Below are 13840 nucleotides of genomic sequence, written 5' to 3'. Positions count from 1 at the left end.
TTCATCAATGCCCATGCTCAACCTCACGACGGAGCTCGAGGCCGTCAACCAGATGCTCATGAGTATTGGTCAGGCCCCGGTGTCCACCCTCGAAGTCTCGGGGATCGTGGACGTAAACCACGCCCGCTCCAAACTCACTCAGGTCTGCCGAAAGGTGCAGGTCAAGAAGTGGAACTGGAACACCGACGAGAATTACGACCTCTCGCCGGACGCTGACGGTGTCATTCTGGTCCCCGCCGGTGTCCTCGACATCGACCCGATGGACCCCACGCAGAACTTCGTCATCCGTCGGCATCCCGAGAAGAACGCTCTGGCGCTCTGGGACAAGGACAACCGCCGCTGGACGCATACCGCAACGGTATCCTGCAAGGTCACTTGGGGCTTCGCCTTCGAGGACATGCCGGAGGTCGCGCGCGACTACATCGTCGCCGCTGCTGGCCGCAAGTTCCAGAAGAACGTCATCGGCTCGCTGATCCTCGACCGCTTTGAGGAGGACGATGAACTCACCGCGTGGGCCGAGCTCGTGAAGACCGAGCTCCGCAGCCGCGACAACAACCTGTTCCGAAACAACCCCGGCATGAGCCGCTTTCTTTCGCGGAGATACTGACATCAGCCTGACGACGCGGACGCTGCCCGCCCTGTACAACGGGGTCTCGCGCCAGCCCGCCATCCTCCGCTCCAGCGATCAGACTGAGGACGAGCTCAACACTTGGGCCTCACTGGCGAATGGCGTGGAGAAGCGTCCCCCGACGGAGTTCGTAGCCCAGCTGCCCTCGTCGTTCAGCGCGGACGCTTTCATTCATTACATCGACCGGGACACCAGCGAGCAGTACATGGTGGTCATCGCCGACGGCGAGATCGCGGTCATGGACCTCGAAGGAAACTCGAAGATCGTCAATGCCCCCGGCGGGCTCGGCTATCTGAGCGGAACGGACTTCGCTGCCGTCACCGTGGCCGACTACACGTTCATCGTGAACCGCACCAAGGTGTGCAAGATGGACCAGACGCCCAACGCGGATCAGGTGGTCGACCCTGACTACTTCCGCTGGCTCAGTAAGCAGACCACCCAGGCCAACGGCTTTGGCGTCGGCTCGCCTGACCTCTGGTTCTCGCTCATCGCGGGTAAGGAAGTCCAGTACGCCCCGAACCCGGCCCCCGGCACCTACGCGGGCGAAGTGGCCACGATGGAGAAGCTCCCCGAGACGGCCCCCAACGGCTCCGTCTACAAAGTCACGGGCTCCTCCAGTTCGATGTTCCGCTCCTACTATGTCCAGCGCAACGGCGCGGTATGGGATGAGACGATGCAGCCGGGTCAGGTCAACGCGCTCGACGCGACGACGCTGCCGCACTGCTTGGTCCGCGAGGCAGACGGCACGTTCACCTTCGCGCCCTTCAGCTGGGCTCCACGCCGCGTGGGCGATCCCGACACGAACCCTCAGCCGACCTTCGTGGGCCGCTGCGTGAGCGATGTGTACTTCTACCAGAACCGCCTCGCGCTGCTGGTGGACGAGAACACCATCCTCTCCTGCGCGGGCGACTTCGGTAACTTCTGGCGGACCACGGTGCTCGACAGCATCGCCTCGGACGTCGTGGATGTCGCCGTCACCTCGGCGCAGGTCTCGATCCTGAAGGACGCTGTCATCTTCAACGATGGCGTGCTGCTCTTCTCGGATCAGAACCAGTTCTCGATGACCAACGGCGAGGATGGCGTGACCGCTTCGTCGGTCGCTGTCCGGCCTGTTACGCACTATCGGTACAACCAGCGGTGCAAGCCGATTGTCGTCGGTACGGAGGTCTACTTCGCGGGCGACGAGAACGGCAAGTCCGTGGTCTGGGAGTATACCCGTCAGAGCGACACCGACGCGACCAGCGCGGCTGAGATCACGGCGCACGTCCCCGATCTGCTCCCAGCGAATCTCGCGGGGCTCATTGGGCTCCCCAAAGGCCTCCTTTCGCTGACCGGCGGGCCCGACGTCTATTGCTACCAGCTGTACTGGAACGGCGACGAAAAGATCATGTCCGCTTGGCGTCCGTGGCGCTTCGACGGTGATGTGATCGGCGGCACGATGCTCGACAGTTCCGTTTACCTCATGATCCGCCGCGCCGGTACGATGTACCTCGAGCGGATCAACATGGGCGACAACGCGAAGCCTACCGAACAGCTGCAGCAGACCTACCTCGACCGCCGCGCCCCTGTGACGGGCGTCTACAACCCGGTGACCGACCGCACGCGCTTCGAGCTCCCCTACGAGCCCAACGCGGACAACCTGCGCCTCATCCGGGGCAAGACCCACCCGACCGCTCCCGGTTCACTTATGGACCCTTCGCGGTACGTCATCATGCCCGGTGGGATCGTTGAGGTCCCCGGCAACGAGACCGGCACGGCGACGTGCGGTGAGGTCTACAACAAGCGGTTCGTGTTCTCTCGGCAGTTCCCGCTGACCCCGCAGGCGGTCCCTATGACCACCGGCAGGCTTCAGCTGCGGACCTTCACGATCAACTACACCGACACCGCGTACTTCAAGACCGAGGTGCAGCCCTACGGCAGCGCACTCGATCCCAACATCGAGTCCATCGTACCGGCCAAGCTGGCCGAGTTCACGGGCAAGGTGGTGGGCGCGGCGAGCCTCCAGCTAAACCGTCCCATCTATCACACCGGGAGCTACAGCTTCCAGATTTACGGGGACGCAGCACAGGCCCGCATTGCCCTCAGCAACGACACCCATGTCGGGTCCACTTTCGTCTCGGCGGAGTGGGAGGGCTTCTACACGAACAGGACCTTCAAGCAGTGATCCATCTCCACGACCTTCGGTTGCCTGAAAACGACCAGCGGGTCGTGGAGTGGCTCGCGCACCTGTCCGACAATCTCCGGCAGAGCGACCTCGACGAGGTTGCCGCCATGTCCGGTCTCGACCCCCTGACGGCCCTCGCCACCTCACTGGCACTCTCGACCCACGCCTGGGTCGTGACGAGGCCCGACGGGGTTCCTGCCGCGATCTATGGAGCCGCCCCCGGTCCCCTTGAGGGCGTCGGCATCGTCTGGATGCTCGGGACCGAAGACATTCGCCGCTACGGCATTTCCATCGCCAAGAAGACCCGTCCGGTCACGGACGAGCTCAACGCGGCCTACCCAATCCTCTGGAACTACATCGACGCCCGCAACGAGCTATCCCAACGCTGGCTGCGCTGGGCGGGTTACGAGACCATCGGGCACATCCCCGAGTTCGGTCCCGAGCGTCGACCGTTCCATATCTTCGCAAGGACCAGATATGTGTGATCCAGTGACGGCGGCAATCGCTGTTGCCGTGACGACCGTCGCCTCGACGGCGGCGAGCATCGTCGGTCAGGTCCAGACCTACAAGGCCCAGACCAAGGCCATCGACGCGCAGCAGAAGGTCATGGCCGAGGAGAACCGCCTCGCGGCCTCCGCCGAAATGTTCGAGCGCGACCGCGCCGCCCGCCGTGAGCAGGGCCGCATCAGGACCGCTGCCGGTGAGGCAGGCCTCGCGCTCAACTCCGGTGCCGTCGATCAGCTGCTCATGGACAGCGCCATGCAGAACGAACTCTCGAACGACCGCTCGCTCGCCAACATGGAGAGCCGGATCGCCGCCGGGGACGCCGAGGCGAACTCGATGCGCTCCCGGATTTCCAAGCCGACGGCGCTCGGTGCTGGCATTCAATTGGCATCCGCTGCTGCCTCGAGTGCCTCAGGCATCGCAAACGCAAAGGCTAGGTAATGGCTCAGGACCTCTCGCAAGTTAAGGGCCGCAAGTCCCAGCAGGACCGCATCACGAACAACCGTGACGGTCTCCTGCCCAACCGTCGGATCACCGACACGCCCACGCGGGTTGTCGCCGCCGACATGCGGAACGCCTCGCGCAGCGATGCAGCCGCGCGTCAGCTGGAGGAAATCTTCGGCGGCGTGAACAAGGCCGCACAGGATGTTCAGGGCTTCGTCGACAAGCGGCACGACCGTCTGGACGGAGAAGCCGAGGCGCAGGGCGCGCTGGACGCCGCCACTGGTACCGTCAATCCCGAGCTTGAGAGGAAGTATCAGGGCTACCGGCGTGCGATGGACGTCGCCAAGGCCGAGGAGGGCTACAACACCACCTTCGCCGCCGTGCGTGAGCGTGCCGACGCCGCTTTGAACGATCCTGAGAACCCAGCGGATATCGAGGACATCGACGAGATCGTCGGGGCCGGGATGAAGGAATTTCTCTTCAACCCCGACGGCACCCGCAAGAACCTCGGGTCTCCTGAAGCCTATGCAGCGATTGCCAACCGCTACCGTGCGGACAGCCAGAAGCTGCTCGAGCAGGCCCGCACCAAGATCACCGAGCGGACCCGCGACGAACACAACGGGCGCATCGTGAACAACATCAAGGCCGACGTCGTGGCGGGGCGGATGAACGTCGAGGAGACCCTCGGCAAGTTCCTGCCGGGCACCGATCTCAATGAGGCCAAGGCTCTCGTGATCCAGACGGCGTTCAACGCCGCAGACGAGGCCGAGGACGCCAGCCCCACGAGCACCGAGACGCTGAAGATTTACGACGGCCTCCTGAACTCCAAGCGAGCCGATGGGAAGACCCCGTCGTTCTCCGGCAAGGAGCTCGATGCGATCCGAACGGCACGCCGTCAGGCAGAACGCAGGATCGACGCGAAGACCGAAGAGGCCGAGCGGGAGCTCCACGACAAGCACGAGAACGCGCTGTTGGACCGCTTCACGCAGGGCCGCGATCCCTCCATCGCGGACATTCGTGCGGCGCGAGGCCGTGGCGAGATCAGTGCCAGCTTCGCCAACAGCGTGGTCAACCGTCTGCAGGCTGAGGCCGAGGCGGATGCGCGAGAGGCGGCGGCAGCTGCTCGCAGGAACAATGACAGCGACGACATGGGCGCAGGCGACGAGCTCATCTTCATGGTCTCCGAAGGGCGCATCAGCCCCGAGAACGCCGCCGTCGCAGGCAACGACCTGTACCGGCAAGGCGGCTTCGGCTCTGGCCCCGGTGGCCTCAAGAAGCTCGCCAAGTTCCGGACGAACCTCAACCTGTTCAAGGGGCTCGACGCAGGCCCCCGCAAGGAGGCCTTCGAAGAGATCAAGGGCTGGGAGGCCAGCACCAAGGACCGCATCAAACGGTCCCGCATCCCTGCCGCTCAGAAACGTGCGGCTGTGGAGGAAACGACAGCAGCAGCTGCGGCCATGCGTCGCAACACGCTGACACCATCACGTCGCGACCTCACTCAGCTTATCCCTGCAGCCAACCGCGCGCTCATCCGCAGGTACAACCTCAAGAAGTAAGAAGGAGCCCCCGTGGCAGATCAGTACGACAAGTATTGGGCGCAAGCCGCCGGAGAGGTCGACGCCGATGAGGCGAAGACCAAGACGGTGCAAGCCCCTCGTCGGGTCCAGCCACGGGCTGCTCCGCGCCCTCACGTTCAGGCCCGCGCACGCGAGCTCCGCCAGAGCACCGCATGGAGCCGGTTCGTTGACGACGCCTCACGCACGATGTCGGGGGGGATACACGGCGTCGAGCTTGGTCTCGATATAGGTATCGGTTTGGTCGACGTGTTCTCCCCGGAGACCGCGCAGCGCATCCGCGAGAACAAGCGTCTAGCCGTCACCGGCGCGACCTTCGGGCTTTCGGACAAGCTGGAGGCCGTCCAGCGCACCAACCGTGGTCGCGGGACCTACGCCGAGAACCAACGGGCCGTCCAGGCCGAGACTGCAGCAGCGCGCAAGCGCAACGGCATCGAGACCCGCTTCGGCGACATTGCCCCGGCGGAGATCGCGGGCGGCATGGCGGTGCCCTTCGGCGCAGGCGTACGCTCGGTCAAGGGTCTCGCCGCACTCGGCGGGGTCGAAGGGTTCATCGGCGGCATCGGCTATTCGGACAAGACCGACATCCGTGGGATGCTCGGCGACGGCGTCCGCATGATCCCTTGGGGCATCGCGTTCGGTACCACCGGCGGGGTCATTGCCAAGGGCGTCAGCAAGGTCGCAGCCGTCCGGCTGAAGTCCAAGGCCCCCAAGCCGGAAGCTCCCGAAGCACCCGCCCAGGTCGCCCACGAAACCCCTTCGACCCCCGCAGGACCCGCTCGGGTGCTGGACGAGGTTCCCGAGGAAGGCGCGCTGGTCACCAGCAGGGCCCTGAAGGACGCCCCGGAGGCTGCAATCGAGGCGGCGCAGAGGCGCATCACCACGATGACCGACGACGAGGCTGCGGCCATGATGTCACGCATCGAGCAGGCGGAAGAGACCGGCGACCTGCTGGACGATCCGCACTACCGCTCGATCCTCAATGTCGACCTCTCGGACGTCGAGACCGCGCCGGACAAGCTCCTGCGCGCCATCAACGCTCTTGAGGAAATCCACGAGTCCCTCGCCGACCGTGTCGCAAGTCGCACCGTGAGCACCCGCAAGGTTGACGCGGACGTCCGCCAGAACATCCACGAAGTGTTCGAGGACGACCAGATCGCCGGGATTATGGAGCGCAGCGGTCAGGGCATCCGCGACGCGCGGGTCGCCATGATCATGCAGTCGCGCGCTGGCATCGAAGCCGTCCGTGCCCGTGATGAATATCTCGAGGCCCTCAGCGGGGGCACCGAGGGAGCGCTTGAGACCCTGAAGCAGAAGCTGGGCCGAGCGCTCTACGTCTATAACGCGGGTGCTGCCGTTCGATCCAATCAGGGTCGCCAGCTGCAGATCGGACAGGAGGCCAACAGCCTACTCGACGACGCCGCCGACGCGGCATGGGAGCTCGATCAGGTCCAGCTGACCGGTAAGCTCGAAGAGACCTTCAACAACCTCGGCCCTGACGGACTGAAGAACCTGCTCAACCGCCTCCGCACCGGGGACGACCTGAGCGAGGTGATGGATGTCCTGTCCAACGAGGGTCGGAGCAAGGCGGTCGGAATGTTCACCCGCACGGCGGGGACCTTCGAAGCCTTCCTGAAATCCAACGGCCTGACGCCGGTCACCGCTGTGTTCAACAGCGCCGGTGTCGTGCTCAACGACGCCTTCCGGAACAACCTCAGCCGTCGCTGGATGGCCGCGAAGATGGCCCGCGATGGCCACGAGCTCGAAGCCATTGCGCTTCGGGCGGAACTGGAAGCATCGCAGTCGGTCTACTGGCAGGCCCACCTCCACGGCCTCAAGGTCATGCTCGACCGCGTCAAGTACGAGTGGTTCGACAGCGTCGAGAGTGTCGCCGGGGCAGGCTTCGGGTCCGGTAAGGTCCGTGCGAAGGCTTCGGCATCCAAGCGGGCGATTGCGGCCAAGGGCACGATCAAGACTGAAATCCGGGACGTGAGCTCGATGAATCCGGGGCGTCGCCTTCGGGTCAACGACCTCGACGGCTTCAACGCGCGCATGGACGAACTCGCATCGCAGGGGGGCTTTGCGCCGCTCTGGGCTGGGCTTCAGCGCACGGGCGCGGTCGCGGTCAACACCGTGGACGCCCTCGGCACCGCGTCTGGCAAGCTCTTCACGGGAGCGGTCGACGATTGGGGCCGGAACTTCGTCCTGTTCAAGGAGAAGTACGCGCTGGCTGCACGCTCTGCCGCACGCGAAGGTCTCGACCTCGGGCTTAGTCCCGATGATCTGGGCGAGTTCGTCAAGCGGCGTGGCCGCGAGAAGGCGGAGCTCCCCGACGAGGAGATGTGGGCACGAGCGGAGGAGTCGATCCTTCGCAACAGCGACATGACCCCTGAGGTCTCCGATTGGATGAGCCGTAAGGCACTGGCGGAGACCGAAGCAAACAAGCTGCTGTTCCTCGACGGACCTCAGACGAAGGTCGGTAAGGCCAGCGCCCAGCTGCTCGGGCTCGACAAGCTCGGCGTGATCTTCCCCTACGTTAAGACGCCTATCCGCCTGCTCGAGGTGGGTCTCGGTAACTACACGATGCTCGGCAAGTTCACCAAGGAAGGGAAGGACATCCTCCGACGGGGAGGTCCTGAGGCCGCGATGTTCCAAGCCCAGATGGAATTGGGGACCACCCTGCAGGCCATCGGCCTCATGCTCGGCGCTGCGGGCGTCGTGAAGGTCACTAACGGTGGCTGGACCAACACCAAGAACATCGACAGTGATCCGCCCAACCGCATCCAGATCGGCGACTTCCATGCCGAGTTCGGTCGTCTCGATCCGTTCTCGACGGTACTCGCTGTCGGCGCGACCTTTGGCCAGGCGGCGCGGGAAGGCTTCCACGATTACGAGCAATACCGCGACTACGATCAGGCGCTTGGGGAGGCCACAGCCGCCCTCGGGTGGGGCTTCAAGGACGCAGTGTTGTCCAAGAGCTACCTGAAGAGCCTGAGCGAACTCATTGAGGTCGTCTCGGGTGGCACCGGCGGTCCCTCCGTCATGGAGAAGATCGCGGGCTCCGTGTCCGCGCGCTTGGTCCCCCTTGGCGGGACGCAGAAGCTCGTCAACGACACCCTACGCGAGAACGCGCCGGAGGCATCGTCCATCATGGATCAGGTCCAGCGAAACGTCGTGGGCCTTGGCTACCTCCTGCCGGACAAGCGCAACATCCTCGGGGATGAGATTGAGGGGCGTGATCTCGGCGTCACCGTCGGCCTGTCGAACGACACGCTGGACGACGTCGGGCAGACCCTCAAGGACCTTGGCATCGACCTCACCGACTTCAAGCGGACGGACCCTGCGGGGTTCCGGCTGACCGGCACGCAGCTGAACAGGCTGCGGGAACTGCGGGGCCACGAGGCGATGGACAGTGAGGGACGCAACCTGAGGGAGGCCCTTCGGGACCTCTTCATGTCCGAGGACTTCGAACTGATGGGCTCCAAAGAGGGCAAGCAGTCGATGGTCGCGGAGGTCGTCCGAGACTTCAACAAACCGGCCCGTGAACTGCTCGATGAGGAAGACCCGACCTACGCTGCCAAGCGTGCCGGTTACGCCTCCTTCGAAGCATACATCAAAGAAGGCCAGAGTGTCACCGAAGCAACGGAAAGCGCCGAGAAGGACGCCTACGAAGAGTTCGGGGAGTACATCGACATCGAATAACTAGCGAGGGATACCTTTGACTTACCCCCTGATTGAATACACGGCTGAGGCGGGCCAGCGGGACTATGACGTCCCCTTCCCGTTCATCAACCGGACCCACGTCAAGGTGGTCATCAATGGTATCCCTCACGTTGTTCACGAGTGGATCAACGACGCTCGGCTCCGGCTGACGTCGCCTGCATCCTCCGGGGCCATTGTCGTTGTTTACCGCGCGACCCCTATCGAGGGTCCGCTGGTCGAGTTTCAGAACGGCGCGGTCCTCACCAGCGAGGACTTGAACATCGCCGTCCGGCAGCTGTTGTTCCGGCAGCAGGAGCTTCAGGCTCTCTACGACGGAACCATTTACAAGGCGCGGGTCCGCATCGGGGAAGCTGGTGGCATCGTCATCACCCCCGAGGACGCCGCCAACCAGATCGCTTCGCTCGTCGCGGCTGATCAGGTCCTCGCCGACTTCCATCAGCGCATTGAGGACATCGACAGCAACGCGGCACAGATCGCGGTCCACGGCATCACCATCGACAGCCACGGCGGGACCCTGCTGGAACAAGCGGGACAGACGGCGGCGCTCGATAGCGCGCTCAACGACCTCCGTGGCGACCACGAGGCCCTCGTCGGTCTGGTCGACGCCCTCGCCAACCTTGAGGACGGAACCGGGCTCGCGACGATCATCCAGAACGAGGCCGACCAGCGCGTCGCGGGTGACACGGCACTAGCCGCCACCCTAGCGGTCATCGGCGCGAAGAGCGGGGACAACTCCGCCTTCATCGTAGACATGAACCGCGTCAAGGTCAGCCCGACCGAGAGCTTCGCACAGCGCATGAGTGCCCTGTCCGCCAAGGACGGCGAGAATGCTGCCGCGATCCAAGCCGAGATCCTTGCCAGGACAAACGCGATCTCTGCCGAGGCGACCGCACGGACCTCACTCGCAGCCACGCTGCGTGCTGAGACTGCCGCTGCCATCACACTCGAGCAAAGCGCGAGGGCCACGGCGATCTCTGCCGAGGCGACCGCACGGACCCAGCTGGGCACCACGCTGCGCGGCGAGTTCAACGCGGCGATCACCACCGAGGCATCCGCCCGGTCGACGCAGGACAGCGTGTTCGCGACGAACTTCACCCTCATGGGCGCAAGGAACCCCTCGGGCACCGCTTGGCTCCTCGATGACAGCAAGGTGATCCTGACGAACGGCCAGTCCCTCGTCACCCGCCTGTCGGGTCTGGACGCCACCATCGGCAACACCAACGCGGCCATCGTCAACGAGGCCACGGCACGGGCGAACGGCGACAGCGCCAACGCCTCGCAGATCAGCGTGGTGAGCTCGACGGTCAACGGCCACACGGCCTCGATCTCGACGCTGCAGTCCTCGACGAACGGCCTACTGTCCCGTTGGGGCATCCAGCTGAACGCCAACGGCTATATCTCGGGCATCGTGATGAACAACGACGGGAGCTCGTCGGACTTCACGGTCATGGTCGACAAGTTCCGCATCATCAACGCGGTGAACGGCAACTACGTCTACCCCTTCCTCGTCGAGGGCGGGGTCGTGAAGATCAACTCGGCCTACATCACCGACCTCCACGCCTCGCGGATCACCGCCGGGACCATCACCGCAGACCGTCTGGTCTGGGGCGGGCTCGGGCCGGGACAGCTTGGCGACGGCGCGGTTGGGCAGGCTTCGGCCTTCTTCGCAGACGGCGCGATCAACTCGAACTCGACCTCCGTCTGGGTCAACGTGGCCACGGTCTCGATTACGCCACAGCACGGCAAGCCCCTGAAGGTCGACTTCAGCTGCTTCGCAAGATGCTCGGCGGAATCCACTCGGCTCTTCCTGCGGATCGTGCGCGCCGACGGTACGTCGATCTATGGCGGCTCCGGGGGCACAGAGGTCCGCATCAACGACGAGGGCTCGCCCATCTGTCTCCGCGCCCTGTCGGGTTCGCAGGCGGGTGTGGCTCAGTCCTTCACGCTGCAGACCCGCAAGTCGGTCAACTCCGAGCTCGTCTCGTTCACCCATCGCCTCGGCTTCGTCGAGGAGCTCTCTCGAGTGGCCTTCCAGCAGTTCTCCATCAGCGCGGCGGCGGGCACCGGCCCGACCGGCGGGGGTGGCGGCGGTGGTATCGGCTACAACCCCAACAACTACCTGTAAGGACATCCATGAACCTCGAAGACCTCAAGACCCAACAGGTCCAGCTGCTCGCCCGCAAGGCGCTCCTGGCCGACGAGAACAAGCAGATCGAGCAGGCCCTCGGGCAGATCGGCGCGATCCTGCAGTACGCCGAAGCCAATCCTCCGGCTCCCCCGGAAGTGAACCAGAACCCCGAAGCATAACAGGAGGCCTCCTTGGCGGAGCTCTATCAAACCAACGCCCAGCTGGTGGCGCGCATCAACGCGCTGCTGGATCAGTGGAAGACCCGCGAGGATCAGTTCCGCGATTGGCTCGGCGGAACCGCCACCGGAGGCCCCAACGAGGACGGCCAGTATCCCCTGAGCGACTCGAAGGGTGGCTCGGGGCTCTACCCGTCCGTCGCCCTTCTCTCGTCGACCGTGAGTGGCCCAGCTGCGGTTGCGGCTGCTGCGCGGGACGAGGCTGTCGCCAAGGCGGCGTCTGCGCTCTCCGAAGCGAACCGGGCGGAGGCCAGCAAGTCCCTCGCAGCCCAGTTCAAGACTGAGGCGCAGCAGGCGCGAGACCTCGCCCTGTCCTACCAGAACCAGACCGCGTGGTACTGGGCTCAGGTCTCGACGATGCAGGGGAACGTCGGTACGAATACCGCAACGGTCCTCGCGGCCCGCGACATCACCGTCGCCGCTCGCGACGAAACCACCGTGGCCCGCGACGACACCTTGGTTGCCAAAGCGGCCACCTTGGTCGCCCGCGATCAGGCGCAGGGCTATGCATCGTCGATCAACCCGGCCCTACTCGCCACCAAGGCGGAGCTCGCGGCCCAGCTTAACGCGCTCGTCGATGCTGCTCCCGGCACCCTCGACACCCTGAGGGAAATCGCAACGGCCCTCGGGAACGACCCGAACTTCGCGACCACCATGACGACCCAACTGGCCGGTAAAGCTCCGCTGTCGCACATCCATGTGGTTGCAGACGTCAGCGGGCTGCAGACCGCGCTCGACGGCAAGTCGAACGTCGGGCACACCCACGCCTATCTCCCTATCGGCGGTAACGCCGTCTCGGCTGACTACGCCACGCGTCTCCAGTCGGTTGACGACCGCAACACGAACGACCAGCCTCAAGGCAAAGCAGGAAACCGCCTGTCGTTCGACTTCAAGCTCGCCACGAGTGTCGGCAGTCCACCAGTCTCCGCCAATGGCTCCTACTCGCACATCCTCACGGTGGCCGGGTGGGACACTGCGGGAGGCTCCGGCGGCTGGCCCTCGCAGGTTTCCTTCGGGGACGGTATGGCCATCCGGCAGGCCACTTCGGGGACCGCTTGGGGACCGTGGCGCAAAGTATGGCATGACGGTATCTTCAACCCCGCGAATTACCTCCCACTGGCGGGTGGGGTCGTCTCTGGCGACCTAGTTCTCGGCGGGATCACCACCGGGGGCCATGGGCGCTTCCACGGGGGCATCCGGGCGACCGGATGGTATGGTGAGACGGCCTCGGGAGACGCCTACAAGCTCGGCGCAGAGATCGGGCAGAGCGGTGGACTTAGCTACCTTGTCTCCTACAACCGCAACTCGTCGGCTTATGGTCCTCTGACCATCGGCGCAACAAATGTCGTCCTGAACAACGGCACGGCGGTGGGCGACCTCTACATAGGCAGCACAAGCGGCCTACGGTTACACCACAACGCTGCGAACGGCTACGTCGATGTCGGCGGGCTGCTGTACTTCCGAAAGACGGACGGCACTGTCCTCGCCACCCTACAAAACACTGGCGACTTCTACGCGCGCGATTTCATCGCCAATCGTGGGAACAACACCGGGGTTATCTACCTCGGGCCGCAAGCTCAAAACCGATACCTGTACTTCGATGGTTCGGAGTACCACCTCCCCGGTGCACGGACGCGGCTATATACGGCGCTCCTTGGCGGTACGTCCACACTCGGCGGCACGGCGGAAGGGGCCACCCGGATTACCTCGCTGTACGGCTTCTTGGACATAGGCCCCTTAAACTCCGGGTTCTGTCACTACCAGACCGATCGTCCTGCCCATTACTTCAACACGCATGTGCAGGTGAATGGCACTATCACCCGTTACGGTTTAGGCGGTCACGCCTTCCATATGGACCCCGCCAAGCAGAGCGCGGCCATCACCGTCTCCACCGCTGCCCCCTCGGGCGGCACCAACGGAGACATCTGGCTCAAGATCACATGACCCTCCACACTAATCACAACGGTGTTTGGAGGGAGGCCGAAGCGTGGACGAACCATAACGGGACGTGGAAGAAGGCCGAGGTGTGGACCAACCACAACGGTGTCTGGAAGGTCGTCGCGGGTGCGTTAGCGGTCAGCGGCGGCTCGACCTCCGTTTGGGGCGAGGACGGCATGTACGGCAGTGGCTTTGTCACGGTCGTGACTACCCATGCCGTAGCAGGCACCGTCACCGGAGGCACAGCCCCCTACACCTATGTGTGGGAGTACGTGTCCGGCTCGCCCGCCAGTCCGACTAACCCCAACGCTGCCAGCACCGCCTTCTCGCGTGGCCTGCCCAACGAGGGGCGGCATATCACCGCCTACGGCACCTATCGGTGCAAGATCACCGACAACACCGGGGCTGTCATCTACGGCCCCAACTGCTTGGTCGAAACCATCCACCACGACTACAGCCAACCCTTATAACCTAGGGAACCCCCAATGAATGTTGACGCAG

At 64.4% G+C, this 13840-nt stretch carries 10 protein-coding genes; all 10 read left to right on the top strand.

The annotated features are described in order from the left end of the window. Positions 1-7 precede the first annotated feature (7 nt). Genes AC3WJD_RS07840 through AC3WJD_RS07795 form a run of 10 tightly spaced genes read left to right on the top strand, consistent with a single transcriptional unit; the run spans position 8 to position 13809 of the window. Positions 8-607 (top strand): hypothetical protein, encoded by a 600-nt coding sequence (locus AC3WJD_RS07840; protein ID WP_492746037.1) that lies wholly within the window; start codon positions 8-10, stop codon positions 605-607. A gap of 1 nt (position 608) precedes the next feature. After that, entirely contained in the window at positions 609-2792 is a 2184-nt protein-coding gene (locus AC3WJD_RS07835; protein ID WP_492746083.1) for a phage nozzle protein, read from the top strand. Then, positions 2789-3277: a hypothetical protein gene (locus tag AC3WJD_RS07830; protein ID WP_492746036.1), complete on the top strand. Its 489-nt coding sequence runs from the start codon at positions 2789-2791 to the stop codon at positions 3275-3277. Before AC3WJD_RS07835 ends, AC3WJD_RS07830 begins: the two co-directional genes overlap by 4 nt. Positions 3278-3281: 4 nt before the next feature. Beyond that, positions 3282-3737 (top strand): virion core protein, T7 gp14 family, encoded by a 456-nt coding sequence (locus AC3WJD_RS07825; RefSeq protein ID WP_492746035.1) that lies wholly within the window; start codon positions 3282-3284, stop codon positions 3735-3737. Next, positions 3737-5296 (top strand): hypothetical protein, encoded by a 1560-nt coding sequence (locus AC3WJD_RS07820; protein WP_492746034.1) that lies wholly within the window; start codon positions 3737-3739, stop codon positions 5294-5296. The genes AC3WJD_RS07825 and AC3WJD_RS07820 overlap by 1 nt, the downstream gene beginning before the upstream one ends. 12 nt (positions 5297-5308) lie before the next feature. Further along, the gene (locus AC3WJD_RS07815) at positions 5309-9016 is read left to right on the top strand and encodes a hypothetical protein (protein ID WP_492746033.1); all 3708 of its coding nucleotides are present in this window, start codon (positions 5309-5311) and stop codon (positions 9014-9016) included. Between the two features lie 16 nt (positions 9017-9032). Further along, positions 9033-11162 (top strand): phage tail fiber domain-containing protein, encoded by a 2130-nt coding sequence (locus AC3WJD_RS07810; RefSeq protein WP_492746032.1) that lies wholly within the window; start codon positions 9033-9035, stop codon positions 11160-11162. 8 nt (positions 11163-11170) lie between these two features. Further along, on the top strand, positions 11171-11344 hold the full coding sequence (locus tag AC3WJD_RS07805) for a hypothetical protein (protein WP_492746031.1): 174 nt from the start codon (positions 11171-11173) through the stop codon (positions 11342-11344). A gap of 12 nt (positions 11345-11356) precedes the next feature. After that, positions 11357-13345: a phage tail fiber repeat family protein gene (locus tag AC3WJD_RS07800; RefSeq protein WP_492746030.1), complete on the top strand. Its 1989-nt coding sequence runs from the start codon at positions 11357-11359 to the stop codon at positions 13343-13345. Beyond that, entirely contained in the window at positions 13342-13809 is a 468-nt protein-coding gene (locus AC3WJD_RS07795) for a hypothetical protein (protein WP_492746029.1), read from the top strand. The genes AC3WJD_RS07800 and AC3WJD_RS07795 overlap by 4 nt, the downstream gene beginning before the upstream one ends. Positions 13810-13840 lie beyond the last annotated feature (31 nt).

This window comes from Sphingobium sp. FW306-1B-F04DB, assembly GCF_058781925.1.
Note: the sequence above shows the minus strand (reverse complement) of the source record. Positions and strands in the feature narration are given on the sequence as shown.